This is a genomic window from Gordonia sp. LMA167, from assembly GCF_058130025.1.
The window spans coordinates 3,354,267-3,379,112 of the sequence record NZ_CM176708.1; the positions used below are offsets into that span (position 1 = coordinate 3,354,267).

21 protein-coding genes are annotated in these 24,846 nt (G+C 66.3%); 7 read left to right on the plus strand and 14 right to left on the minus strand.

Annotation, left to right across the window (positions count from 1 at the left end):
• Window positions 1-16: 16 nt before the first annotated feature.
• From ACVT6V_RS15140 to ACVT6V_RS15160, 5 genes are all read right to left on the minus strand, one after another.
• The gene (locus ACVT6V_RS15140) at window positions 17-463 is read right to left on the minus strand and encodes an acyl-CoA dehydrogenase family protein (protein ID WP_489900603.1); all 447 of its coding nucleotides are present in this window, start codon (window positions 461-463) and stop codon (window positions 17-19) included.
• Window positions 436-1,224 carry an acyl-CoA dehydrogenase family protein gene (locus tag ACVT6V_RS15145; RefSeq protein ID WP_489900604.1) on the minus strand — a complete coding sequence of 263 codons (789 nt, stop codon included), beginning with the start codon at window positions 1,222-1,224 and terminating at the stop codon, window positions 436-438. The genes ACVT6V_RS15140 and ACVT6V_RS15145 overlap by 28 nt, the downstream gene beginning before the upstream one ends.
• 66 nt (window positions 1,225-1,290) lie before the next feature.
• Window positions 1,291-1,809, minus strand: coding sequence for a flavin reductase family protein (locus tag ACVT6V_RS15150; protein ID WP_489900605.1), 519 nt, complete (start codon window positions 1,807-1,809; stop codon window positions 1,291-1,293).
• Window positions 1,810-1,960: 151 nt separating this feature from the next.
• Window positions 1,961-2,788 carry a FadR/GntR family transcriptional regulator gene (locus ACVT6V_RS15155; RefSeq protein WP_489900606.1) on the minus strand — a complete coding sequence of 276 codons (828 nt, stop codon included), beginning with the start codon at window positions 2,786-2,788 and terminating at the stop codon, window positions 1,961-1,963.
• Between the two features lie 104 nt (window positions 2,789-2,892).
• Window positions 2,893-4,308 carry a sugar porter family MFS transporter gene (locus tag ACVT6V_RS15160; RefSeq protein WP_489900607.1) on the minus strand — a complete coding sequence of 472 codons (1,416 nt, stop codon included), beginning with the start codon at window positions 4,306-4,308 and terminating at the stop codon, window positions 2,893-2,895.
• Between the two features lie 173 nt (window positions 4,309-4,481).
• Between ACVT6V_RS15160 and ACVT6V_RS15165 the strand changes: the two genes are divergently transcribed.
• A complete protein-coding gene (locus ACVT6V_RS15165) occupies window positions 4,482-5,477 on the plus strand; it encodes a LacI family DNA-binding transcriptional regulator (RefSeq protein WP_489900826.1) in 996 nt (331 codons plus the stop codon).
• 814 nt (window positions 5,478-6,291) lie between these two features.
• On the opposite strand, the gene ACVT6V_RS15170 is transcribed toward ACVT6V_RS15165, so the two are convergent.
• The 4 genes from ACVT6V_RS15170 to ACVT6V_RS15185 all read right to left on the minus strand — a co-directional run bounded on the left by ACVT6V_RS15170 (window position 6,292) and on the right by ACVT6V_RS15185 (window position 10,491).
• On the minus strand, window positions 6,292-7,317 hold the full coding sequence (locus ACVT6V_RS15170) for a Gfo/Idh/MocA family protein (protein WP_489900608.1): 1,026 nt from the start codon (window positions 7,315-7,317) through the stop codon (window positions 6,292-6,294).
• 1 nt (window position 7,318) lies between these two features.
• Window positions 7,319-8,194: a sugar phosphate isomerase/epimerase family protein gene (locus ACVT6V_RS15175; protein ID WP_489900609.1), complete on the minus strand. Its 876-nt coding sequence runs from the start codon at window positions 8,192-8,194 to the stop codon at window positions 7,319-7,321.
• Window positions 8,195-8,585: 391 nt separating this feature from the next.
• The gene (locus ACVT6V_RS15180) at window positions 8,586-9,491 is read right to left on the minus strand and encodes a sugar phosphate isomerase/epimerase family protein (protein WP_489900610.1); all 906 of its coding nucleotides are present in this window, start codon (window positions 9,489-9,491) and stop codon (window positions 8,586-8,588) included.
• Between the two features lie 19 nt (window positions 9,492-9,510).
• Window positions 9,511-10,491 (minus strand): Gfo/Idh/MocA family protein, encoded by a 981-nt coding sequence (locus tag ACVT6V_RS15185; protein WP_489900827.1) that lies wholly within the window; start codon window positions 10,489-10,491, stop codon window positions 9,511-9,513.
• Window positions 10,492-10,650: 159 nt separating this feature from the next.
• Between ACVT6V_RS15185 and ACVT6V_RS15190 the strand changes: the two genes are divergently transcribed.
• Window positions 10,651-11,703 carry a LacI family DNA-binding transcriptional regulator gene (locus ACVT6V_RS15190; RefSeq protein WP_489900611.1) on the plus strand — a complete coding sequence of 351 codons (1,053 nt, stop codon included), beginning with the start codon at window positions 10,651-10,653 and terminating at the stop codon, window positions 11,701-11,703.
• 33 nt (window positions 11,704-11,736) lie between these two features.
• Here the strand turns inward: ACVT6V_RS15190 and ACVT6V_RS15195 are convergent, their stop codons facing one another.
• Genes ACVT6V_RS15195 through ACVT6V_RS15205 form a run of 3 tightly spaced genes read right to left on the minus strand, consistent with a single transcriptional unit; the run spans window position 11,737 to window position 13,088 of the window.
• Window positions 11,737-12,147: a DoxX family protein gene (locus ACVT6V_RS15195; RefSeq protein ID WP_489900612.1), complete on the minus strand. Its 411-nt coding sequence runs from the start codon at window positions 12,145-12,147 to the stop codon at window positions 11,737-11,739.
• 21 nt (window positions 12,148-12,168) lie between these two features.
• Window positions 12,169-12,591: an organic hydroperoxide resistance protein gene (locus ACVT6V_RS15200; RefSeq protein ID WP_489900613.1), complete on the minus strand. Its 423-nt coding sequence runs from the start codon at window positions 12,589-12,591 to the stop codon at window positions 12,169-12,171.
• Complete coding sequence (locus ACVT6V_RS15205) at window positions 12,588-13,088, minus strand: MarR family winged helix-turn-helix transcriptional regulator (RefSeq protein ID WP_489900614.1); 501 nt, start codon at window positions 13,086-13,088, stop codon at window positions 12,588-12,590. The genes ACVT6V_RS15200 and ACVT6V_RS15205 overlap by 4 nt, the downstream gene beginning before the upstream one ends.
• A gap of 105 nt (window positions 13,089-13,193) precedes the next feature.
• On the opposite strand from ACVT6V_RS15205, the gene ACVT6V_RS15210 reads away from it, so the two are divergent.
• Both ACVT6V_RS15210 and ACVT6V_RS15215 read left to right on the plus strand, forming a co-directional pair.
• Window positions 13,194-13,397, plus strand: a complete 204-nt coding sequence (locus tag ACVT6V_RS15210) for a hypothetical protein (protein ID WP_489900615.1) — start codon at window positions 13,194-13,196, stop codon at window positions 13,395-13,397.
• Entirely contained in the window at window positions 13,394-14,908 is a 1,515-nt protein-coding gene (locus tag ACVT6V_RS15215) for a DUF7782 domain-containing protein (protein ID WP_489900617.1), read from the plus strand. Before ACVT6V_RS15210 ends, ACVT6V_RS15215 begins: the two co-directional genes overlap by 4 nt.
• On the opposite strand, the gene opgC is transcribed toward ACVT6V_RS15215, so the two are convergent.
• The gene (gene opgC / locus ACVT6V_RS15220; RefSeq protein WP_489900618.1) at window positions 14,893-16,086 is read right to left on the minus strand and encodes an OpgC domain-containing protein; all 1,194 of its coding nucleotides are present in this window, start codon (window positions 16,084-16,086) and stop codon (window positions 14,893-14,895) included. The two genes, ACVT6V_RS15215 and opgC, sit on opposite strands and share 16 nt — an antisense overlap.
• A 137-nt stretch (window positions 16,087-16,223) precedes the next feature.
• Window positions 16,224-18,008, minus strand: coding sequence for an AMP-dependent synthetase/ligase (locus ACVT6V_RS15225; protein WP_489900619.1), 1,785 nt, complete (start codon window positions 18,006-18,008; stop codon window positions 16,224-16,226).
• 233 nt (window positions 18,009-18,241) lie between these two features.
• Here ACVT6V_RS15225 and ACVT6V_RS15230 point away from each other — a divergent pair, with 233 nt between their 5' ends.
• The 3 genes from ACVT6V_RS15230 to ACVT6V_RS15240 all read left to right on the plus strand — a co-directional run bounded on the left by ACVT6V_RS15230 (window position 18,242) and on the right by ACVT6V_RS15240 (window position 24,836).
• Window positions 18,242-20,023: a DEAD/DEAH box helicase gene (locus tag ACVT6V_RS15230; protein WP_489900620.1), complete on the plus strand. Its 1,782-nt coding sequence runs from the start codon at window positions 18,242-18,244 to the stop codon at window positions 20,021-20,023.
• A gap of 205 nt (window positions 20,024-20,228) precedes the next feature.
• On the plus strand, window positions 20,229-20,561 hold the full coding sequence (locus ACVT6V_RS15235; protein ID WP_489900621.1) for a rhodanese-like domain-containing protein: 333 nt from the start codon (window positions 20,229-20,231) through the stop codon (window positions 20,559-20,561).
• A gap of 108 nt (window positions 20,562-20,669) precedes the next feature.
• The gene (locus ACVT6V_RS15240) at window positions 20,670-24,836 is read left to right on the plus strand and encodes an AAA domain-containing protein (protein WP_489900622.1); all 4,167 of its coding nucleotides are present in this window, start codon (window positions 20,670-20,672) and stop codon (window positions 24,834-24,836) included.
• The last annotated feature ends 10 nt before the right edge of the window (window positions 24,837-24,846 follow it).

The following is a 24,846-nucleotide window of genomic DNA, read 5'->3' on the forward strand; positions in this document are numbered from 1 at the left end:
AGTCGGTGTGTCGGGCTCAGACCATCGGCGTGATCGGCTCTTCGACACCGAGCAGCGCCTTGCCGTAGATCTCATAGCTCACCTGGGGCGCGACGATCGCGTGCCGGGCCGCGGTTGCCGAGTCCCGCCAGATTCGTTGCAGTGGGCTGACCTCCGCGAACGAACCGGCGCCGTGCGCGGACAGCAGAATGTCGATGGCGCGTGTCACGCAGTCCGCGATGTAGCCGGTGTCCGACCGGACGCGAGCGCGGGTTGCGAAATCGGGGTACTCACCGCGCGCGGCCGCCTCGTCGATGTCCGCGGCGGCCCGGTAGGCGTGTAGCTGCGCGGTGTCGATCAGCCGAGCGGCCTCGGCGACCTGTAGCTGGAATCCCGTCGACTCCTTCTGCGAGGTCAAGAAGGTGTAGGAGATGGGCTTCTTCGGAGCCTTCCCGATCACGAAATCGAGTGCGGCGCGGCCCATACCCAGCTGGGGGCCGACCAGGACCAGTGTGCGAGCACCGGGACCAGTGCCGACCGGTAGAGGACCTCGTCGGTGTGCTCGGTCTGATAGTGGCCACCGATCGCGGGCGGGACGCTGAGCACCCTATGATCGGGCACGAACACATCCTCGGCGATCAGGCAGTTGCTGCCCGACGAACGCATGCCGGCAACGAACCAGGTGTCCTCGAAACCCATGTCGGAGCGGGGGATCAGAGCGCATCCCTGGTCGACGACATTGCCGTCGGCGTCGGTGATCGGGATACCCATGACGGCCCACGTGCAATGGTGCGATCCGGAGTTGTAGTACCACTTGCCGGTGACGCGGTAGCCGCCGTCGACCTTGCGGGTCTCCGCGGTGGGGGCGAGCACGCCGGAAACCTTGGCGTCCGGGTCGGCGCCGAAGACCTCGTCCTGGGCCTTCTCCGGCATCAGACCGACCAGCCAGTTGCATACGTTGGTGAGGGTGAGGACCCACGAGGTCCCGCCGTCGGCCTCGGCGACGGCGGCCGAGACGTCCAGCATCGTCCGCATGGAGGTCTCGTAGCCGCCGTAGCGCTTGGGCACCGAGATCTTGAAGAGCCCGGCCTCGGTGAGTGCCTGGATGCTCTCCTCGACGACGCGCCGATCCTTCTCGCCCTGGGCGGCGTTGCCGGCCAGGAGCGGCCGGAGTTCGCGGGCACGTGCGACGAGTTCGGCGTCGGTCGGGATGGTTGTCTCGGGGGCGGATGCGATCGTGGTCATGCTCTACTCCTGGTTGTTCCGATGAGGTGATGGGTTGGTGTGGAAGGCGTTCGGGGGACGGTCGGGTCAGCTGGCGCAGGCGCTGATTTGATCGACGATGGCGGGCCGGGGTCGCGTCGCGAATTTCGAGTGCGTTCCGAAGGTGCGATGGCCGTAGACGAGTGGCGGACGGGGCGCCGAGGCCGCGCGGGTCACGGAACCGATGAGCAGAATGTGATCTCCCGCCTCAACCGTCTGCCAGAGGTCACACGCCGCCCAGCCGGCGAGATCATCAAGCCGGGGGAGTCCGTCGGCCATGGACCATGGCGTCGCACCGAAGCGATCCGCACCGCGCGTCGCGAATGCGGTCGCGATGTCATCCTGCGATGAGCTGAGGACGTTGACGCTGAATCTGCCGGACCCGAGGATGCGGGCCAACAGCAGCGATCGGCGGTCGAGAGCGATCGAGAGCAGCGCCGGGCGTAGCGACACCGACGCCAGTGAGCTGACCGTGGCGCCGTGCGGGCCGTCGGTGTCGGTGGTCGTGACCACGGTGACCGGTGCGCACACCCCCGCCATCAGGTCGCGGAATTGTTGGTCGAGCATCGTCGGCCGCCTCTCGAAATAAACATGATTAATTGCTTGGATCACAGCTTGCGGGTGACTCGGGTCACTTGTCAAGAGGATCCGCGAAATTAATCATGTTTATTTCGAGAGGGGGTGTCGCGCGGAATCGACGCAGGTCGCGGCGTTGCGGTCAGGCAGGTGGGCGCAGAATGATGGTCGGGTCGGTGCGCCGGAGGGCGTCTACGGCCGCCTCGGCGTCGTGTTCGCCGAGTGCGCGGACGAGATCGTCGACGACGTCGGCCAGTGCATCGAGATGTACCGGAATCCCGTTACCGCCCACATCGGCCTCGTCGCCGGCCGATTCCAGGCGCGCGCGCAGATGCGACGTGCCGACATCCATGATGCTCAGGTAGAGGCTGTCGAGGAGTTGGCTCCGGCCGAGTTGGGCGAAGTATTCGTGGACATTCCATGCGGCCCAGACGAACGCTGAGACGTCATGTGCCTCGCGGGTCCGGTGCACCTCGGCGAGTCGGGTCTCGAGTGTTCGCTGGTCGGCGTCGGTGATCGTGGCGAGGACCTCGGCGACCAGCAGTGGTGCGAGCGCATCTCGGATTGCGATGGACTCCTCCAGTGCGGATTGGTTACCCGCCGCATCGCGGAACCATCCGTTCATCCGCGACAACGGAGACGGATCAGAAGCGAAGATGCCGCCGCCGGGCCCGGGTCGGGAGGTGATCACGCCGCGCTCCTGCGCGAGTTTGATCGCCTCGTTCACGGTGCCGACCGAGACGCCGCAGATGTTGCGGATGTGGTCCTTGCTGCCGAGTCGCTCGCCGGCGCCGAAACCTGCCGCCAGGCGGGCGATCTGATTGGCGGCGACTTCCGCGCGAGACTGGCCAACGGGTACGGTACCCGGGAGATCGATTGACCGCCGCCACATCTCGGGCGTATACGCGGGAATGTCGGGCGGCCCCGAATCGTGCGGGCCGCCCTGCTCGCGGTCGGTCGTCTCTGTCATCGGAGTCCTTGGCACGGAAAGAATCGGGGTGCCCGTCCTCGCGATGAAGACGGACACCCCGATGCTACCCAATGATCATGATCGATTCTGGGATGTGGCTCCGCTCATGCCGCGACGGTGACCGCGGCGAACCGGTCGGTGTGATCGGACTCGAGCCGTTCCTCGAGTTCCTCCAGCGTCGTGCCCTTCGTCTCTGGCACGGTACGGAAGACGAAGATCCACGAGGCGACATTTACCAGCACGAACAGCCCGAAGGTGCCGGTCGATCCGAGGGCGGAGTTCAGCAGCGGGAAGACGAACGAGATCACCGCATTGGTGCACCAGAGAACGAAAACCGCGATGCCCATGGCGAATCCACGCACACTCAACGGGAAGATCTCCGACAGCAGGAGCCAGACGCACGTGCCGATGAACATCTGGACGAAGGCGACGAACGCCACCATGCAGCCGAGGATGACGTAGCTGCGCAGAGTGGACTCCGGTAGCAGGAACGCCATCGCCAGTGCCGCCTGCGACGCCGCGACTCCGGCGAACCCCGTGAGCAGCATGGCGCGCCGTCCGATGTAGCCGAGCAGGACGATGCCGATGATCGTGGTCACGACCGAGGTGACGCCGACAGCGATGGTTGCGACCAGTGCCGCACTGACACCCAGGCCGCTCTGCTCGAGAATCGTGGGCGCGTAGTAGTTGACGGTGTTGATGCCGGTGGCCTGCTGGACGATGGCCAGGCCGCAGCCGATCAACACGACCCGGCGAATCCAGGGCACGTCCCGGATCATGGTCAGCGGGCTGCGCTTTGACGTCAGCATGTGTTGGGTGTGCTCGACGATGATCGCGTATTCGGCGTCGGCCTCCGCCGGGGTGCGGCTCATGCCCAGTACCGTGCGTGCTTCGGTCATCCGGCCCTTGAAGGCGTACCAACGCGGCGAGTCGGGGAGTACGAGCATGCCGACCAGCAGGGTGACCGCGGGTATGGCTGCGACGGCGAGCATGATGCGCCAGACGTGCGGGTCCTTGATCACGTGATCGAGAGCCGCGTTGATCGCGAACGCGAGCATCTGGCCGGTGACGATCATGAGTTCGTTGATCGTGACCATCCGTCCGCGACGATCGGCAGGTGCCATCTCGGCCAGGTACAGCGGGCAGGTGACTGCCGCCGCGCCGACGCCGAAGCCGAGGATGATGCGCGCCACCACCATGGCTCCCACGGCCGGCGCGAGCGCACAGCCGAGGGCTCCGACCAGGAAGATCGCGCCGCAGAGCAGGAGAGTGCGCTTGCGTCCCAGTCGGTCGGCGATGCGTCCGCCGAACAGTGCTCCGAAGGCTGCGCCGGGGAACAGCAACGAACTGACGACGAGTGCCTCGGTGAAGGAGTTCAGCGCCAGGTCGTCCTTCATGTACAACAGCGCGCCGGAGATGACGCCGGTGTCGTAACCGAACAGCAAGCCCCCGAGGGTCGCGATGACGGTCAGTTTGGTCAAGAAGCGCCTGTTGGACGCCGTCTCTGCCGTGGTGGACATGGGTACCTCAGTTCGATCGGAGAACAAGATTTGAGGGCATATAACGCGCGTTAGTAACGCGCGTAAGGTCTATAGTGAGAGATCTGGATCACTGTGTCAAGGGTCACGATGTTCTGAGGAGGGGTCGAGTGCCAGCGACAACCGGCGGAGACCGAGCAAAACGCCGTCCGACCATGGCAGATGTCGCCGCGCACGCCGGCGTATCCCGGACGTTGGTGTCCTTCGTGTTGGACGGCAAGCCCGGCGCCAGCGAGGAGACGCGCCGGCGGGTGCTGAGAGTCGCCGACGAACTGGGCTATCGACCCGATGCGGCGGCACGCCTACTGGCGCTGGGTAGGAGTCGGACGTTGGGGGTGTTGATGGACGTCTCGCAGCTGTTCGAGGCCGAACTGGTCACCAACATCTACCCGGCTGCGGAAAAGCTGGGTTACGACGTCTTGTTGACCGCCAATCTTCCCGATCGGGCCGAGGCCTCGGCGATCGAGGCGCTGCTCGATCATCGTTGCGGCGCAGTCATTCTGCTCGGTCCGCTGGCGACGGCGGAGGAACTCGTCGGGTTGGCGGAACGTGCCCCGCTGGTGGTCGTCGGCCGACGACTCTCGGCCGTCGCGCTGGGCGATCGGCTGGCGACAGTGCGTACCAACGACACGAGGGGTATGCGGCTGGCGGTCGACTATCTGGTCGAGCTGGGCCACCGGGACATCCTGCATGTCGACGGAGGGCATGACCCGGCCGCGGCCGACCGTCGGACGGCGTACCGATCCGCGATGCGCGCGCACGGATTGGGTGATCATGTACGCGTCGTTCGGGGTGCCCACAACGAGGCGGCGGGAGCCGACGCCGCGCACGTTCTCCTCGACGAGGACCGTTTGCCCACAGCGATATTGGCGGGCAACGACCGGTGTGCTCTGGGTCTGCTCGACGTGTTCACCCGCGCGGGAGTCGACATCCCCAACGACATCTCCCTGATGGGCTACGACGACAGCCGACTCTCCGACAATCCGCGCATCGACCTGACGACGATCCACCAGGATGCGCAGGGGCTGGCGCAGCGATCCGTCGAGCTCGCCGTCGAACTGTTGACCGGGGCGCACACACTGGGCAACGATGTCGTGCTCGAACCGACTCTCAAGGTTCGCGGCACAACGGCGCCACCACGTGGAGCCTGAACCGCCGGCGGAGTGTCGCCACCGGCCCCGGGCGAGTCTCGCGAGGCGTCGGCGGTGCGTGACCACCACAGATCCCTGAGGAGCCTCGCGAGGACGAGCGATGCGTCGCCGACCGGTCCCTGAGGAGCCTCGCGAGGAAAGTGCGATGCGTCGCCGACCGGTCCCTGAGGAGCGTCGCGAGGAACGTGCGATGCGTCGCCGACCGGTCCCTGAGGAGCGTCGCGAGGAACGAGCGATGCGTCACCGACCGGTCCCTGAGGAGCGTCGCGAGGAACGAGCGATGCGTCACGAAGGGCGGGCCTTCGTGACGGTCCTCCGCTGGCACTCCGGACCTCCTCAGGCATCGGTGGTTGGCTCCGCTAGTGTTCGGGACCTCCTCCGGGATCGGTTGGTATAAGGTTCTTCTCGCTCCGATGGCGTGTCGGCCCACCGGTCCCTGAGAACTCTCGCGAGGAACGAGCGATGCGTCGCCGACCGGTCCCTGAGGAGCCTCGCGAGGAACGAGCGATGCGTCGCCGACCGGTCCCTGAGGAGCCTCGCGAGGAACGAGCGATGCGTCGCCGACCGGTCCCTGAGGAGCCTCGCGAGGAACGAGCGATGCGTCACGAAGGGCGGGCCTTCGCGACGGTCCTCCGCTGGCGCTCCGGACCTCCTCAGACACCGGTGGTTGGCTCCGCCGGCGCTCCGGACCGCCTCCGGCATCAGGGGTTGGCTCCGCCGGCGCTCCGTATCTCGGTTGCGAAACCGATGGAGAACACACTCGGCTGCAACGGGTATCGCAATCTCACTCGCGTCTCGGGACTATTCGCGCGGATCACTCCCCGTCGAACACGATTCCGATCTCCGCCCGAATCCGGTCCATGATCTCGAGCGTGGCAATCACATCGGCGGACGGGTGGATCTCGGAATCCACCGCTCCGTCAGCAATGCGCCGCGCTGCATCCGCGGCGGAGAAGTGCAGGCCGTCCTCGTGTGCGGCGGTCTCTTCTTCGTGCACGAGCTGTGTACCGTCTCGGCCGACGAGCCGGAACGGTCCCGGTTGGTAGAACGGCCCCGGAAGATCCAGATAGGCGTCTTCACCCGCGATGAACGCGGTCGTCGGCGTGTTGGCCAGGATCGTCGTGTTCACGAGGGACTGACCGCCGTTCAGATGCTGCAGCGTCGCCGAGATCTGACCGTTGAGATCGTCATTGGCGGGGCGACCGATCGCCGAGACAGACCCGACCTCACCGAGAGCCCATCGCGCGAACGCCACAGGGTAGGTCCCGAGATCGAGCATAGGCCCGCCGGCCAGGGCCGGATCGTAGATCCGGTGATCGGTGGTGAAGTGTTCCCCGTGATCTGCGGCGACGGTGTGCAGGGTGCCCAGCACACCGTCGTCGAGGATCTGTCGGAGTACGTCGAACTTGGGCAGGAACCGGGTCCACATCGCTTCGCCGGCGAAGACCCCGGAGGCTCGTGCCGCAGTGAACACGTCTCGCGCCTGCATCGCGTTGATGCCCGCAGGCTTCTCGACGAGGACGTGCTTGCCTGCGGCGATCGCATTGAGTGCACACCGATGATGCTGCGGATGCGGGGTGGCGACGTAGACGATGTCCACATCCGGATCGGCGAGAAGTGACTCGTAACTGCCGTGCGCAATGGGGACTGTCATACGCCGGGCAAACGTCTCGGCGCGCTCTGTGGAACGCGACCCGACCGCCGTCACCTGCTGGTAGGTGTGCTTGTGCAGTGCGCCGACGAAGCGCTCGGCGATCCACCCCGGGCCCATGATGCCCCAACGCAGCACAGGTGCGGTCGTCGGATCGAGGGTGCGTGGTGAGGGTAGATGCCTGATCAAGTCAGCCCCGGTACTTGTTGACATAGTCGGTCATCGTCGCCAATTGGTACCGGGAGACCTCGTGTGCGTTCTCGTTCTCCGCGAACACGCTGGACACCATGACCGAGTCGTCGCGGTCGTAGAAACCGATCTCGCCGAGAGTGCTGAAGAACTCGTCCCAGTTGACGTCGCCGTCGCCGATCTTGAGGTGTTGGTGCACGCGGACGGCATTGCCGGGCGGGTTGGTGATGTAGCGAAGACCATGCGAGGCATGGTGATCCATGGTGTCGGCAACGTGCACCAGCCGGAGCATGTCTCCTGCGGTTGTCATGATCTCGCGCATGTTGCCACCCATGTGGAAGCTGTGGCAGGCGACGTAGACGAGCCCGAAGTTCTTCGAGTTGATACCGCGGATGACCCGGATTGCGGCGAGGCCGTCCTCGACGAAGTCGTCGGGGTGGGGATCGATCCGCACATCGATGCCCTCGCGCTCGATGATCGGGACGAGCTCCTCCATCGACCGGTAGAAGGCGCGCTCGGATTCCTCCGGCTTCTCCGGCCGTCCCGAGAACTCGGTGTTCATCACGTTCACGCCGAGATCGACGGTGATCTGGATGGCGCGCTTCCAGTAGCGGATCGCGGCTTCGCGGGCGTCCTCGTCGGGGCCGGACCACCGCAGCACTGGCAGTACGGATGCGATCCCGACACCCGCGGCATCGCACGCTTTCCGGAACTTCGCCACCAGAGCGTCGTCGGCCTTGGGATGATTGAAGAACGGGATCATGTCCGCGTGAGGCGTCAATTGTAGGTACTCGTACCCGAGATCGGCTACGACACCGGGCAATTCGAGCAGCGAGTGACTGTGATGAAACGGTGTGGGGTCCAGGGCGACCTTCATGGTGGTTCTCCTCGGTGAGACGGCCCTTCGTGACACTCGGCGGGCGCCTCGTTCTTCAGGGGCCGGGGGTGGTGTGGCGCTTCGTGACTCAAGGGGGCGGTTGGTGGTGGGCCCTTCGTGACACTCGGCTAGCGCCTCGTTCCTCAGGGACCGGGGGTGATGCGGCGCCTGGTCCCCACGGCCGGGGGTGATGCGGCGCCTCGTTCCTCAGGGACCGGGGGTGATGCGGCGCCTGGTCCCCACGGCCGGGGGTGATGCGGCGCCTTGTCCCCACGGACCGGGGGTGGTGAGGCGCTTCGTTCCCCACGGACCGGGGGTGGTGAGGCGCTTCGTTCCCCACGGACCGGGGGGTGATGCGGCGCTTCGTGACTCAGGGGTCGGGGTGTGCCGATCAGCGGAAGCGGACCGCCGACACGCCGCACGAACCCAGGTACTGCTGGGTGCGCTGAGCGATGGGCAGGGGTGCGTCGGGGGAGCACGGGTACATGTCCTGCTCGACGATGGCGAAGATGTCGATCCCGAGGTCGGCGACGGCGTCGAGCAGCGGCGGCATCTCCGGGATGCCGCGTGGCGGCTCTGTCATCGCGCCCAGACGTACTGCCTCGCCGAACGGCAGGTCGTCGGCGGCGACCTTGGCGCGCACGGCCTCATCGACCTGCTTGAGGTGCAGATAGCCGATGCGCTCCGGGTGCTTGGTGATGATCGCGAGATTGTCTCCGCCGCAATAGCTGACGTGGCCGGTGTCCAGGCAGAGGTTCACGAACTCGCCGTCGGTGTTCTCCAGGAACCGGTAGATGTTCTCTTCGGTGTCCACGTGGCTGTCGGCATGCGGATGGTATTGCGCACGCACACCGTACTTCTCGAACATGGCCTTGCCGAGCTCGTTCATGCCGCGGGTTTTGGCCAGCCACTGGTCGACGGTGAGGTCGCGGTCCTCGAGTACGTCACCGGTGGCGGGGTCGCGCCACATCTCCGGGATGACGACGACGTGTTTGCCGCCGGCCGCGGCCGTGAGTTTGGCGACGTCCTCGATCTGCGTCCACACGGCATCCCACGAGTTCTCCTGGTGGAGGTGCTCGAAGACGGTGCCCGCGGACAACTTCAGGCCACGCTCGCCGAGTTCGTCGAGGAGCTGCTTCGGGTCGGTGGGCAGATAGCCGTAGGGGCCCAACTCGATCCACTCGTAGCCGGATGCGGCGACCTCGTCGAGGAAGCGGGTGTACGGGGTCTGCTGGGGGTCTTCGGAGAACCAGACTCCCCACGAGTCGGGTGCGGATCCGACGATGATGTTGCTCATTGATGTGTCCCTTCGTGATTCAGCTGACGGCGGAAAGCGCCGGGTAGGTGATGGGTTCGAGTTCGCCGGATCTCAGTGATCGGGTGGCCGCCTCGGCGATGGCCTGCGCTTTGAGCGCCTCGGGCAGAGTGGGTCCGATGGGTGCACCGGAGTCGACGGCGGCGACGAAGTGGTTCAGCGCGCTGCGATAAGTGGGGGCGACCCGCTCGAACCAACCGGCGTGCATGCCGTCGAGAACGACACGGCCCGACTGGTAGCGCGTGACCGATCCGACGCGCTGTCGACCTGCCTCGACGAGACCGTCGGAGCCGAGGACCTCGATGCGCTCGTCGTAGCCGTAGCCGATTCGGCGGGCGCTGTCGATCTGCACCAGTGCGCCACTGGGCATCCGCAGTGTCACCACAGATGTGTCGACGTCGCCGAGTTCGGTCATCCGGGGATCGGTGAAGACCGAGCCGGCGGCAAAGACCGATTCCGGGTCCTCCCCGGTGATCCAACGGGCGAGATCGAAGAAGTGAACGGTCTGGTCACGCATCTGACCGCCGGAGACGGCGACGTATTCCAGCGGGGGGAGCGCAGGTCCTCGGGTGGTCATCTGCACCAGTTCGACGGTGCCGATCTCGCCGGAGTGGGCCGCGCGATGGATCTCGGCGTAGTCGCGGTCGAAGCGCCGGTTGAAGTCAACCATCATCGGACGGCCGGAGGTCCCGACCTCGGTCACGACGTCGGTCGCGTGGTCGAGGTCGAGATCGATCGGCTTCTCGCACAGCACGGCGAGGCCTGCGGTCGAGGCCCGTCGAAGGTGCTCGGAATGGGTGTCGGTGGAGGACGCGATCAACACCGCGTCCACCACAGACGTGTCGAAGGCGGTGTCGAGATCGATTGCCCGAGTGGACTGACGGCCGGCCAGGTCTGCCGACCGTGTGCGGTCGACGTCATAGATACCGACGAACTCGACGTCAGGGTGGGCAGTGAGGTTCTCGGCGTGTACCGAGCCGATGAAGCTGCGCCGATCAACGCCATGCGGACCATCCGGATGCGCTCCTTCTGTTGGGTGACCTCACGTTGTGCGAGGGGGTCGACTAAATGTGGGACAATCTGGGACCGGTCCCAGCTACACTACGTGGTGTAGATCACGAGAGCAATAGGATGGCCCATGATGAGTGAGAGCAATGCGGAGACGGATGCGGTGCCGACATCCGTGTTCGCGCGCCGGCCGGCGACGATCCGGGACGTGGCCGCTCACGCGGGGGTGTCCAAGTCGGTGGTTTCCCGGGTGTTGCGCGACGAGCCGAACGTGAGTGAGGAGCGTCGCACCCGGGTGCGACAGGCGATGGACGAGTTGGGCTATCGGCCGAACACGATCGCGCGTGGGCTGTCGGAGGCACGCAGCGGGACCGTCGGTGTCGTGATCAACGACTTGCGAAACCCCTGGTACGTCAGCCTTCTCGAGGGATTGGCCACTTCGTTCGATGCGGTCGACATCGCCCCGATTCTGGTGGACAGCCGTCTCGATCATCGGGTGGGTCGAGACACCGTCGAAACACTACTGTCGCGGCAGGTTGACGGACTCGTCGTGGTGGGGACGACCGACGCGCGGGTGGCGGTCGATCGGGCGGCGCAGTCGGTGCCGGTGGTGTTGGCCGGCACCCTGGAACCGGACCTCCCGACGGTGGACATCTCGGTCGATGACGATCTGGCTGGTGCGCGCATGGCGACCGAGCACCTGCTGACACTCGGGCACCGCAGGCTGGGACACATCCAGGGGCCCGGGCTCGTGGGGACCCTGCGCCGACAGGGTTTCGAGCAGACCGTGGCCGAGTCGGGTGTGGATGTCGACGTCGTCGGGGTCGAGTACGGCGGGATGACCGAGGACGGCGGCTACGCGGCCGCGGCACGGCTTCTCGACTCCGCCACGCCGCCCACCGCGATCTTCGGATTCAACGACATGACATGTCTGGGGGCGATGTCGGCGGCCGACGACCGAGGTCTGGCGGTTCCGGGGGACCTGGCCCTCATCGGTTACGACGACACGCAACTGGCCGGCTTGCGCCACATCTCACTGACATCGATCGACAACGGGAACTTCACCGTGGGCGCGCAGGCGGCAAAGTTCCTGATCCAGCGGATGGACCGACTGACTGCGCCACAGCGTATCTATCGGCATACCCCCGGCCTGGTGGTCCGGCGGACGACTGCGGCGCCCCGCTGAGGTCCAGCGGGGCGCCGCAATCGGATCGGGCCTTCAGCCGCGGGCGTACCAGGCTGCCGCCACCAGTGCGGGCTGGCCGAACAGTCGGATGAACCGTTTGCGATCGGTGTCGAGGCCGAAAGCATCGACCCGGTTGCGGTACTGATGGATATTGCCGGGAAAGACGGCGACGAAGAAGGCCGCGACGATCGCGCCGACCGCCCGACGTTGCCTCGGCAGTCCGATCAGTCCGAGACCCAGGCCGACCTCGGCCACACCCGATGCCAGCACGGTCAGATCGGGGTCGAGTGGCACGAAGTCAGGCACCTGCGCCTGGAACTCCTTGCGCTGAAAGGTCATGTGACCGATACCCGCGGTGGTCAGGATGCCACCGAGTGCCAGGCGGGCGATACGGCGAGAGCGCGATTGCGACGACGCCACCTTTGTCGACAAAGGGGAGTTCATGGTGTCCTCTCGGGAGCGAGATCAGTCCTCTGCCAGCGTGAGATTGACATCGATGTTGCCACGCGTGGCGTTCGAGTACGGGCAGACCTCGTGCGCCTTGTCGACCAGTGACTTCGCGGTGGCCTCATCGACCGCCGGCAGCGTCACCTCGAGTTCCACAGCGAGCCCGAAACCGCCGGAGTCGTTGGTGCCGAGTGAAACCCGGGCGCCGACGGCCGAATCGGTCACGTCGGCGCCGGCCTGACCGGCGACGAGACGCAGGGCGCTGTGGAAGCATGCGGCGTAACCGGCGGCGAAAAGCTGTTCGGGGTTGGTGCCCACGCCCGATCCGCCGAGTTCCTTGGGCATGTCGAGATCGAGGTCGATCTTGCCGTCGGAGGTGCGGGCATGTCCGTTGCGTCCGTCTCCGGTGGCCAGGGCCTCGGCGGTGTACAGCGCTTTCATGCAGTGCTTCCTTTCGTGGGGCCGGCTGCGTCGAGATGTCGGCGCAACTCGTCGGTGAGTTCGTGCAGGGTGGTGCGGAGGTTGATCAGCGCCTCGGGATCGAACGGAGCGTCTGTGTCGGAATCCTCTTCGGCCGCCTCGGCTATCGCTGAGACGAGCGAGTCGTAGACGCAATCAGCTCTGGCGCCCAACGCGACGCCTTCCGGGGTTAGTGCGACGGTGACCGACCTCTCATCGTCATGTGAACGGTTGCGAGTGAGATAGCCCAGCGCTTCGAGTCGCCGCAGTAGCGGCGACACCGTGCCCGAATCCAATTGGAGTCGCCGGCAGAGCCGACTGACCGTGATCTCGTCTTCCTCCCACAACACGAGCATGGCGAGGTACTGCGGATATGTGAGCCCGAGTTCGCGCAGACCGGGCCGCTGCGCCGCGATCACTGCGCGAGAAGCGGAGTAGAGCGCGAAGCAGAGCTGGTCATCGAGTCGAACCGAGGTCACGTCTACGACCATAGCGTATTTAAGTTGTGCACAACATAGTTGTGGGGCATTTAACTCTCGTCAACCAAGGTTGACGTTCGGTTGCCGTCGGGGCATCCTGGGGTCATGAGAACCGGAATCGACAACGACGACGGCGAGACGCCGATCGAGGAGTTGACCCGCATCGCCGCTCGGCGCCGCGACATCGCGCGCGCCGAGGAGGTGGCGGTGCGTCGCGCCCGGCATGCCGGACTGTCGTGGGCCGAGATCGGCCTGCTGTTGGGTGTGTCCAAACAGGCCATGCACAAAAAGTATCGGAAGGTCGGGTGAGCACCCGTCATCCGTTGCACGACGATGCGGTCATCGATGCGCTCGGCGCTGACCTGCGGTCGGCGCGCTACTCCGCCGATGGCGTCGCGGATTTGCTGGGGGAGTCGGCAAACGATGCACTCGGGCGGGGGATCTGGTGGCCCGCGCTCCAGGCAACCCGTCGGGTGCCGCATGCAGCTTCCTCGCTCGCGACGATGACCCGGTTGTTCCTGCTCGGTTCCGAGGAACCTGAATCCGTGGTGGCACAGGCATTTCCTGTGACCGGGGCAGACGCCCTGATCGACAACGGGGTGATCACCCGGTGCGGCGACTCGAAGGTGCACGCGGTCCTGGACATCCGTCCGCACGCGGATGACCGCAGGGACTACCTCGTCGTCTCGGATCAGGACGCGATGATGCGGAGTGGACCGGTGGAGCGTGATCACGTCCTGGGTATCGGCGGGGCCTCGGTGTCGCTGGCGCGAGCGGTGATCCGCTCACCCGCGCGTCGGGCACTCGACATCGGCACGGGATGTGGAATCCAGGCGCTGCATCTGGACGCACATTGTGACGAGATCGTCGCCACCGACACCAACGACCGGGCGTTGGCCCTCGCCCGGGCCACCGCGAGGCTCAACGGCATGCGGTGGGATCTGCGGGCGGGCAGCCTGTTCGAGCCGGTGGCCGGGGAGCGATTCGATCTGATCGTCTCCAACCCGCCGTTCGTCGTCGGGACCGGTGGGCAGGACTATATCTACCGGGATTCGGGTATGGTGGCCGACGCCCTCTGCGCCGAGCTGATCAGGCAGATCCCCGAACATCTCAATCCCGGTGGCACAGCGCAGATCCTGGCCAACTGGATCGTGCCGATCGAAGCAGACTGGCGTGACCGCGTTCGTGGCTGGTTGGCCGGCACGGGACTCGACGCCTGGGTGGTCCAGCGTGAACTCGCCGACCCGGTCAGCTACATCTCGCTCTGGCTGTCGGATGCGGGGGAGTCCGCGGACACCGGGGCGGCCCGCGGCGCGACGTGGCTCGAGTGGTTCGACGAGAACGGTATCGCCGGCATCGGCATGGGTTCGATCACACTGCGGCGCAGGGCGGAGGGAGATCCGGGGGAACCCGACCAGGTCATCGAGGAGATCACCGGTGCGGGGGAGGAGCTCACCGGACCGGAGGTCGAGGCGTTTCTGGCCCGGCGTCACTATCTGCGCACAACTTCCGACGAGCAACTGCTCGCGACCCGTCTGTCCACCGCGCCGGTGTTTCTCGAGGAACAGTCCTTACCGGGAGCCGAAGGCTGGCACCAGGTGTCGGCCACGGTGCGGCGACCGGGTGGACCCGGCGCGACGCTGGGGGTGGACGAGGTGTCGCGGGCACTGTTGGCAGGGTGCCGGGGCGAGGTGCCGCTCGGCGCGCTGATCGAACTGCTTGCCGGATTCCATGGGGTGGACGACGCCGCCCTGGCAGAGGCGGCGATGCCGGTGGTCCGAGAGGCTATCGGGCGCGGCATTCTCTACGAGGCGACCTGAGCGGAGGAGGCGCTCAGCGCGGTGCCCTCGCGATCGGTGCCACCGCCGCCGCCCGGGGCCCCGGTGTCGGGCACCGCGACCCGCCGCCGCCCTGAGAGACGGCTCGCGAGAATCGCCGGCATGCGATGCAACTTGTCGATGTGGCATGCCTGGCGGAACTCCGACCAGGCCCAGCAGAGCCCGAACACGAGCACGACGACGCAGAAGGTGGTCGTCATGCTCCACGGTCGGTGCGCGATGTGGATGGGCAGGATGACCAGCGCGAGCGCCTGCAGCACATACGAATCCAGACTGCGGGTGCCGGTCATGACGAGTGGGCGCAACCAGTCGCGGTGCCACATTCGTAGCAACAGTCGGAAGACCCCATAGACGGCCGGCACCACCAGCCACGCGCCGATCGCCCGCGCGGGACGGAAATCCACTTTGTCGGCGAGCGTCGGTTCGAACCGAACCCACGGACCGGTGTCGACCCCGAAGTGCAGGATCAGGGCGGCAGCAAGCGCGACGGCGACGATCGCGGGGAGTCGGCGGTCGATGAAGCCGGGGACATCCCACTCCCGCCACCTCCAGCCGACGACGACAGCCGGGATGAACATGACCTGCCAGCCGGCCCAGTTCTGTATTCGTGCGCCGCCGGCCGACGAGGTGAGGTAGAACCAGTCGGGCGACACGGCCAAGGAGACCACGTACAGCACAACCGAACCGACGAGCACATACCGCCAGAACCCACGTGACAGCAGGGGGAAGAGCAGGTAGGCCGACGCCATCATCGCCATGTAGAGCAGCAGGATGTTCCCGCCGCTCGGCAGGTAGCGCAGACCCAGTGCCAGGCGCAGACCGTCGGTCCAGCCATCGACCGTCGGGAGAAGGGTCAGCCAGCGATGACCCGCCAGTGCCGCGCCGACCGCGACGACAGAGATCGTCACCTGGCACAGGTAGAGGACGGCGAGTCGCTTCGTCAGGCGCCAGTAGCCGTATCTCAGCGAGACCCGTTCGATCCAACGCCGATAGACCAGACCGAGCACCAGTCCGGAGAGCAGCACGAACGCCGACATCCCGTCGACATAGGGGAATGCGTGCGTCGGCGCGGCGATGTGGGTGCCGGCGGCGAAATGCAGCGAGATCATGCTCCAGATCGCGAGCCCCCGCGTCGCGTCGATGGCGAGATCTCGATTCATCGCAGCCACCATACCGAGGACGCCCGTTTCGCCCTATTCGGAGCAGCCTCCCGCGCAACGACAACGCTCGGCCTCCCGGGATGGGAGACCGAGCGTGGCGGTGATCCGGTCGGGTCGCGCTGAAATGCGCTGGGGGATCAGGTGTAGAGGTCGGCGATGGCCTTCTTCTGTGCGTCGTGGATCACATTGCGCTTGAGCTTCAACGTCGGCGTCAACTCTCCGGACTCGATGGTGAAGTCGTCCTCCAGAATGGCGAACTTCTTGATCGCCTCCGCATTGGACACCTTCGTGTTCGCTTCCTTGACCGCGGCATCGATCTCGGCCAGCAGAGTCTCGTTCTGCGTCAGGTCGGCGATCGGGGTGTCGGCCCGCAGATGGTGGCGCTCGAGCCAGCCGGGGACTGCTTCGGCATCGAGAGTGATGAGCGCGGCGATGAACGGCTTGTTGTCTCCGACCACCAGGCACTGACTGACCATCGGGTGCGCCCGGATGGTGTCCTCCAGGGCGGCCGGTGACACGTTCTTGCCGCCGGCGGTGACGATGAGCTCCTTCTTGCGTCCGGTGATGAACAGGTAGCCGTCATCGAGGTGGCCGATGTCGCCGGTGTGGAACCAGCCATCGACGATGGCCTCGCTCGATGCCGCCGCGTTCTTCCAGTAGCCGCCGAAGACGACCGGACCTTGCAGAAGCACCTCCCCATCGTCGGCGATCGCGACGGTCACGCCCGGGATCGGTCGCCCGACCGATCCCACGCGCTGATGATCTTCGTTGTTGGCGGTCACCGCTGCGGTCGTCTCCGACAGGCCGTAGCCCTCGTAAACCGGGATGCCGGCCCCCCGGAAGAAGTGACCGAGTCGGGCGCCGAGCGGGGCGCCTCCGGAGATCGCGCCCTCGCACTGCCCGCCGAGAGCGGCACGCAGCTTCCCATAGACGAGCCGGTCGAACAGGGCGTGCTTCAGCTTGAGGCCGAGGCCCGGACCGCCGTTCTCGAGCGCGGTGCTGTACTCGATCGCCGTGTCGGCCGCGCGATCGAAGATGGCGCCCTTGCCGCCGTCGTAGGCCTTCTGCTTTGCCGAGTTGTAGACCTTCTCGAAGACACGCGGAACCGACAACACATAATTCGGCTTGAAGTGGCCGAGGTCCTCGACGAGATTCGGGATGTCATTGGTGTGGCCCAGGATGACGCCGTTCTCGATGCAGCCGACCGCGACCACACGCGCAAACACGTGCGCGAGCGGGAGGAACAGCAGCGTCGACTTGCCCTCGACCATGCCGGCGCCGACGGCGTCGCGGGTGGCCGCACACTCGGCGAGGAAGTTGGCGTGGGTGAGCACGACCCCCTTCGGCCTGCCCGTGGTGCCCGAGGTGTAGATCAGAGTGGCGGCATCGGACGACAACGCGTTGGCATGGCGCGTATCGAGCTCGTCGGCGCCGACCTTCGCGCCCCGCTTGGTGACCGACGGCAGCGCATGGTCCTCGATGATCAGAGTTTCCCGGAGCTCCGGTGCCTCCTCGATGACCCCGATGTGGCGGGTGTAGTGGGCGTGTGACTCGACGAACAGCATCTTCGTGCCGGAATCCTCGAGAATCCACTTCACCTGGTCGGGTGCGGAGGTCTCGTAGATCGCGACGGTCGTGGCGCCCGCGCGCCAGATCGCGTAGTCCAGAACGGTCCACTCGAAGCGGGTCGATGACAGGATCGCGACCCGGTCACCCGGCTTGATGTTCGAGGCGATGAGCCCTTTGGCCACCGCATCGACCTCGTCGGCGAAGTGTTTCGCGGTCACGTTGATCCACTGGTTGCCGGAGCGCTTTTTCAGCAACGGCATGGTCGGGCGCTCGGCCCGGTAGCGGAGAATGCTGTCGACGGTGGTCGCCTTGTCCTCGATGGCGAGGTTCGATGGCGTGGAATACTGCTGCATGGCGGGCTCCCCTACGCGCACATAATCGGTCATAACGGACACGGATGTGCCCGGATCGACGCGGTCAGCTGTCTGTTGAGTGAAACTGACGGTACCAGTATCCGTGTTCGTGATCACAGAACGGTGTCCATGGTGCGTAGCGCCGGTCACAGGCGACGTATGGGTCTGTCGACGATTCCTCGCCGGACGACTCGGACGATTAGAGTTGGCCGGGTGAACAGGACAGATCGCACATGAGTGACGCGGGAGACGAGTCCGGCGACCGACAGGACGGCCACGACATCACTTTTGACGACCTCGACATCGCGCCAGAGGTCCGGCAAGCCATTTCCGATGTCGGTTACGAAACCCCGTCTCCGATTCAGGCCGCGACGATTCCTCCGCTCATGGCGGGTCGAGACGTTGTGGGGCTGGCGCAGACCGGCACCGGCAAGACGGCTGCGTTCGCGGTCCCGATCCTCTCGCGCCTCGATGCCTCCGCGCGCCACCCGCAGGCGTTGGTCCTCGCGCCGACCCGTGAGCTGGCCTTACAGGTCGCCGAGGCGTTCGGTCGCTATTCTTCCCATCTGCCCGGCATCCGGGTCCTACCGATCTACGGCGGCCAGAGTTATGGCGTGCAGCTCGCCGGACTCCGGCGCGGGGCCCATGTCATCGTCGGCACGCCCGGGCGGGTGATCGATCACCTGGACAAGGGCACCCTCGACATTTCCAAGCTCGACCATCTCGTCCTGGATGAGGCGGACGAGATGCTCACCATGGGATTCGCCGAGGACGTCGAACGGATTCTCGCCGAGACGCCCGAGAGCAAGCAGGTCGCCTTGTTCTCGGCCACCATGCCCAGCGCCATCCGCCGCCTGGCCCAGCGGTATCTGCACGATCCGCAGGAGATCACGGTCAAATCGAAGACCGCGACCGCACAGAACATCACCCAGCGCTATATCCAGGTGTCCCACCAGCGCAAACTCGACGCGCTGACCCGATTCCTCGAGGTCGAGACGTTCGACGCCATGATCGTGTTCGTGCGTACCAAATCCGGTACCGAGGAACTCGCCGAACGACTCCGTTCCCGTGGATTCTCCGCGGTGGCCATCAACGGCGACATGGCGCAGGCGCAGCGCGAGCGCACCATCAACCAGCTCAAGAGCGGCGGCATCGACATCCTCGTGGCCACCGATGTGGCCGCCCGTGGTCTCGACGTCGACCGCATCTCGCATGTCGTCAACTTCGACATCCCGCACGACACGGAGTCCTATGTCCATCGCATCGGCAGGACCGGGCGGGCCGGGCGGTCGGGCAACGCGCTGCTGTTCGTCTCTCCACGCGAACGGCACCTTTTGCGGTCCATCGAACGTGCGAACCGGACGACGCTGACCGAGATCGGGCTGCCCAGCGCCGAGGACGTCAACGCGCAGCGCGTCGCGAAGTTCGCCGATTCCATCACGGCGAACCTCGGCTCCGATCACCTGGACATGTTCCGCCAACTGGTCGAGAACTACGCCCGCGACAAGGACGTCGCAATGGCCGACATCGCCGCCGCGCTTGCCCTCGAAACCCGGGACGGGGGCTTCCTCATGGCCCCGGACCCACCGGAGGGAGAGCGGGCCGAACGTCGGGAGCGCGCACCGCGGCGGTCGGGTGGCGGCCAATTCGCGACCTATCGGATCGCCGTGGGTCGCAAACACAAGGTCTCGCCGGGTGCGATCGTCGGCGCCATCGCCAATGAGGGCGGGCTGACTCGGGGAGACTTCGGCAACATCAGCATCCGTGATGACTTCTCGCTGGTCGAACTACCGGAGAACCTGGACAACGAGACCCTGTCGTCGCTTCGGAACACCAAGATCGGGCGGACCCCGATCGACATCAAACGCGACTACGGGCCGCCGCGCACACGGGGTGGCGCCAAGCGCGGGCAAGGCCAGCGCGGCGGGTCCACCGGCCGCGATGGGCATGGCAAGCGCTCGGACGGTTGGGGCAAGCGCGGCACCCAACGCGTCGCCGGCCGAGGCAGAAGCTGAGTACTTCCTCGGAGTTCGATGAGACTTGCGAAACCCGTGGTACGAAACTTGCCGGATCGAGATAATTCCGTAACCTTTTGTGGTGGGGGATCAACCTGACGATCGGTTCGCGGGCCCGTGGGTCCGCCCCTCCGGCGTTCGACAAAACGTCGACGTCAGACCTCGGATTCGACAACGCGATGACAACAGGAACGGTGAGTCACCAGTGTCAGTGGTGAATAGGATTACAGCAGCCGATGCACGAGCCCACTGCGAGCAGGAACACGCAGTCCTCGTCGATGCCCGCCCGCAGGTGATGCGCCATCAGGGAAGCATTCCCGGCGCCTTCGTGGTGGACCCGACGGACGTACGCGATCGGTTCATGCCCACGCCGTCGGGAACGTTCCCGGTCGTGCGCGATCCCGACACCGAGATCGCAGTTGTGTCGGTGAGCTCGCAGGCTCCCGTCATCGCCGAGGAGATCGCCGGTCTCGGCTACACGAATGTGCGTTACGTCGACGGCGGATATCGAGCCATCAACACCGAGTACCGACGGTAAGTCGAGTCTCGCGGAGCGGCCCGGGTTGGTAGCGTTCTGCACATATCCACGCCAGTGAATCCAGCCGACGACGCCGGGATGGGCGTACGGAGGAGGGATCGAACAGCGATGGCCGAGGAGACCGACACCCAGCTGGACGATCAGGTCGTCCGGCTGCTCGGTTTTCTCCGAGAACTCGTACGGTCGCGCTCGGAGACTGTCAGCGATGTCGAGCAGCATCCGGGCGTCGAGTGGGTCGGCAAGGCGACGTCGATGCCATTCCGTGCGTCGGCGGTGGCCGGCCAGACGGTGATCGAGATCGCCGCCGACGCCGAGGCCCAGCCGGCGGTCGCACGGATGCTCGATGAGCTGCGCGACAATCCGGAGTCCCTCGAACTGGTGCTGGCCAACGCCCTGGTCACCGTCGCCGATGCCGAGGACGACGCCGACATCCGGGTGCGCGATCACCTCATCACCCAGCAGGTGGTAGCCGATCGCGACGATGCGACCGGATCGATCAGGATCGACCTGAGTGCCGGTGCCACGCCGATGGTGCACGACGCGTTCCTCCTGGCGGCCATCGAGGGAATCGACGTCTCCGGTGCGCTGAAGGCGCGTGGCAAACTCACCGAACTCGCCAGCCCGGTCGCCGGCCGCGTCGGGGACCTCATCGATGCATGGCTGGAACAGGTGACCGTCGACGCCGACGTGGTCTCCGTGTGGCTGGAGATGCGGCCGGCGCTGGTGTTGCGCCGACGCGGGGTCACCGCGGCGCTCGACTTCTACGACGCGATCCTGGCCGGGTTGCGCGAGTCGCCCGGACAGGTGCCCATCGGTCTGGCCCAGCTGGTCTCGCCCATCGAGGCGCCCGAGCGCGTGGCCGCGCTCGCCGCATCGGGTGCTCTGCCGCCGGACGAGTTGGTCCACGACGCGCTCTATCCGCTACCGGCCAACGTGGAACAGCGCGACGTGCTCGCCCAACTGGGCGTGGACAGCGGTGTGGTGGTGGAGGGCCCACCCGGTACCGGCAAGACGCACACGATCGCCAACCTCACCGCGGCGTTGCTGGCCAAGGGGCAGCGTGTGCTGGTGACCAGTGAGAAGGCCCAGGCGTTGCATGTCCTGCGCGACATGTTGCCCGCGGAACTGCGGGACCTGACCGTGTCGATCGCGGACGTGGGCCAGGACGATTTCGGCGCGACCGTGTCCAGTGTCGAGGCGATCGCGGAACGGAAGTCGCGCCACCAGCCGCGTGTCGTGGCCGCCGAGATCACCGATTTGCTCGACAAACGCGAGCAGGCGGTGCGTAAACGCGAACGCGTGCTGCGCGAACTGTGGACCGCACGAGAGTCGGAGACCGAGGTCCATGAGTGGGTGGCGGGGGACTACCGCGGCACCGCCGCAGAGGTGGTGCGCCAGGTCAAGGCCGACGAGGCGCGATATGGGTGGCTGCCCGGGCCCCTCGACGGCGCCACCCCACCGCTGGACGGCCAGGAATTCGATCGGTTGGTCGGGCTGCTGAACGCGCCAGTCGGTGCGGAATCCCGACTGGGTCAACGACTTCCGGAGCTCGCCGGCTACCTTCCGGCTCCCGCGGACCTCGACCGCATCTGCGCCCGCATCGCGCAACGACCCAGCGAACCCATGATCGGCAGCGGATCGATGCTGTCGATCCTGTCCGGCGTGGACAGCCCGCGCCTGGTGCGGATCAAGGAGGTGTGCGAACGCCTCGCGATCGCCTCCGCCGAGGTCGCGAGCTTCCCACCCATGCAGGTGGACATGGCCGACCGTCTGCTCGACGGGCAGGCCGCGCACCTGTGGTCCCGGGTGATCGGCCTGTCGAGGGTCATCGCCGACGCGGCCGATCGGGATCGGGCCATCGGCGCCCACGTCGTCGTCGTCGAGGGGGCCCGCCCCGGCGACGATGCGATGTTCGCCGCCGCGGCCGACCATCTGGCGCAGGGCGGCCGATGGCGAGGCCGAGTTCTGCGTTCACCGCAACAACGTGCGGTTGAGGAGTCCGGGGTCCGCGCGAGTGTCGACGGACGTGAACCGACCGACGAACAATCCCTGCGGCTGGTGGCCGATCACCTCGCGGTTCTCGACGCCGTCGCCAAGGTCCAACGCGTGCTGGCGGATCTTCATGTGCCGATCGACAATTCGGGTTCGCGGTCCGCGCAGCTGAACTCATTGGTCCGGCTGGACAATCAGCTCGCCTGGATATCCGAACTGATGACCGGTCGTGATCAGCTGGTCCACGAACTCGAGGCGATCAGTCCGGGTGGGCCACGACCCCGCAGTGTGGCGGCTGTCGCCGACGTCGCCCTGCAGGCGGGCGCCATCGCCGCGACCAATGATGCGGTGCTGGCCGAACACGAACTCGCCGAGTGTGCCTATCGTCTGTCCGCGGAGATCGATCAGGGGCCGTCTCCGGAGGGCGATGACCTTCTCTCCGCACTGGCCAGTGCCGACGCGGCAGCGATCAGATCGGCCCGTCGCGGCTGGAATGCGGCGCGCGATGAGCTGCAGGCCCAGACAGCGCTCGACCTGCTGACATTGCGGTTGCGCAGCAAGGCGCCGGAGTTCTTCGCGTTGTTGAGCTCCACCGCCGACGATCCGGTATGGCACGTGCGGCTGCCGGAGGTGACGGCGGCGTGGTCCTGGCGGCGCGCCCAGGCATGGGTGCAGGACCGCAGCGATCCCACGCTGGAATCGCGTCTGGCCGCCGAACTCGACGAGCACGAGGCCGACATCGCCCAGCTCACGGTCCGACTCACGGCGGCCCACGCCTGGCAGGCCTGCCTGCAGCGGATGACCGTCGCCGAGGTCCAGGCGCTGCAGTCGTATCGGGATCACATGATCAACCTGGGCAAGGGCTCGGGCAAGCACGCCAATCGTTTCCGAACCGCGGCGCGGGCCGCGATGGAGCAGGCTCAGGGTGCGGTGCCGGCGTGGATCATGTCGATCAATCAGGTTGCCGAGACGATGAACCCGCGCCGCGATGCCTTCGACGTGGTGATCGTCGACGAGGCGAGTCAGGCCGACATCACGAGTTCCTACCTGCTCTGGTTGGCCCCGCGGGTCATCGTGGTGGGTGACGACCGTCAGTGCGCACCCAACAACCTGTCGGGAACCACCCTCGACGATGCGTTCGCCAAACTGGACAGCCATCTCCCGGATCTGCCGAATTACCTGCGCGACAGTCTGACCCCGCGATCGAGCCTGTTCTCGTTGTTGCGCAGTCGGTTCGGGCACCTGATCAGGCTGCGCGAGCACTTCCGGTCGATGCCCGAGATCATCGAGTTCTCATCTCGCCAGTTCTACTCGGGGGCACCCTTGATCCCGGTGCGCCAGTTCGGTGCCGACCGGTTACCCCCGGTGCGGTCGCTGTGGGTGCCCGACGGTGACGCATCGGGCCAGGGTGCGTCCCTGGTGAACGAGGCGGAGGCGGCCGCTGTCACGCAGGCACTGACCGGCTGCCTGGCCGATCCGGCCTATGACGGTCTGGACTTCGGCGTGATCGCCCTGCAGGGCACCAGACAGGTCGACGAGATCACCCGGCAATTGCGTGCGGTCCTCAGCGACGAGGACTGGCGGGAGCGGCGAATCCGGGTCGGGACACCCCCGGATTTCCAGGGCGACGAACGCCACGTCGTGTTCTTGTCCATGGTCGTGTCCGATCCGTCCGCCATCGCCCCATTGACTCGTGCCGAATCGCAGCGCCGGATCAATGTCGCGGCGTCGAGGGCGATGGATCAGATGTGGTTGGTGCACTCGATCGGGCTCGATCAACTCAAGGTCACCGACCTGCGTCGGTCGCTGCTGGGGTTCGTGGAGTCCAACCAGGGGCCGACGATGCCTCCGATGCCCGCCGAGGTGTCGAACACCGAACGGCAACAACCGTTCTCGAGTCTCTTCGAGCAGCAAGTGTTCAATCGGCTGGTTGATCGGGGCTACTACGTGGTGCCGGCGATGACCGTCAACAACCGGGTCATCGACCTCGTCGTGACCGGATCGGATGCGCGGATGGCCGTCGAGTGCGATGGCGACGCCTTCCGCACCACCGGCGAACAGGCCCGCTCGGACATGGAGCGGGAACGCGAACTGCGCCGGTGTGGGTGGGAGTTCTGGCGGGTGCGGGAGTCGGAGTTCGAACTCGACCCGGACCGCGCGCTCGAGGGCCTCTGGGAGGCGCTCGACCGTCGCGGCGTGAAGCCGGGTTCGGTGAGCGGCCCGACATCGGAGTCGGCGCCCGCGCCCGGATGGACGCCGATCGATCTCACCGCGGGGGAGTGACGTCCGGCGC

Bases quoted from the DNA above. Each gene is read 5' to 3' on its own strand.
- ACVT6V_RS15165 (WP_489900826.1), top strand. From the start codon at position 4,482: ATGGCAGATGTCGCCGCGCACGCCGGCGTATCCCGGACGTTGGTGTCC.
- ACVT6V_RS15155 (WP_489900606.1), bottom strand. From the start codon at position 2,788: ATGACAGAGACGACCGACCGCGAGCAGGGCGGCCCGCACGATTCGGGG.
- ACVT6V_RS15160 (WP_489900607.1), bottom strand. From the start codon at position 4,308: ATGTCCACCACGGCAGAGACGGCGTCCAACAGGCGCTTCTTGACCAAA.
- ACVT6V_RS15180 (WP_489900610.1), bottom strand. From the start codon at position 9,491: ATGAGCAACATCATCGTCGGATCCGCACCCGACTCGTGGGGAGTCTGG.
- opgC (WP_489900618.1), bottom strand. From the start codon at position 16,086: ATGAATCGAGATCTCGCCATCGACGCGACGCGGGGGCTCGCGATCTGG.
- ACVT6V_RS15150 (WP_489900605.1), bottom strand. From the start codon at position 1,809: ATGCTCGACCAACAATTCCGCGACCTGATGGCGGGGGTGTGCGCACCG.
- ACVT6V_RS15225 (WP_489900619.1), bottom strand. From the start codon at position 18,008: ATGCAGCAGTATTCCACGCCATCGAACCTCGCCATCGAGGACAAGGCG.
- ACVT6V_RS15190 (WP_489900611.1), top strand. From the start codon at position 10,651: ATGAGTGAGAGCAATGCGGAGACGGATGCGGTGCCGACATCCGTGTTC.
- ACVT6V_RS15145 (WP_489900604.1), bottom strand. From the start codon at position 1,224: ATGACCACGATCGCATCCGCCCCCGAGACAACCATCCCGACCGACGCC.
- ACVT6V_RS15195 (WP_489900612.1), bottom strand. From the start codon at position 12,147: ATGAACTCCCCTTTGTCGACAAAGGTGGCGTCGTCGCAATCGCGCTCT.
- ACVT6V_RS15230 (WP_489900620.1), top strand. From the start codon at position 18,242: ATGAGTGACGCGGGAGACGAGTCCGGCGACCGACAGGACGGCCACGAC.
- ACVT6V_RS15240 (WP_489900622.1), top strand. From the start codon at position 20,670: ATGGCCGAGGAGACCGACACCCAGCTGGACGATCAGGTCGTCCGGCTG.
- ACVT6V_RS15140 (WP_489900603.1), bottom strand. From the start codon at position 463: ATGGGCCGCGCCGCACTCGATTTCGTGATCGGGAAGGCTCCGAAGAAG.
- ACVT6V_RS15200 (WP_489900613.1), bottom strand. From the start codon at position 12,591: ATGAAAGCGCTGTACACCGCCGAGGCCCTGGCCACCGGAGACGGACGC.
- ACVT6V_RS15210 (WP_489900615.1), top strand. From the start codon at position 13,194: ATGAGAACCGGAATCGACAACGACGACGGCGAGACGCCGATCGAGGAG.
- ACVT6V_RS15175 (WP_489900609.1), bottom strand. From the start codon at position 8,194: ATGAAGGTCGCCCTGGACCCCACACCGTTTCATCACAGTCACTCGCTG.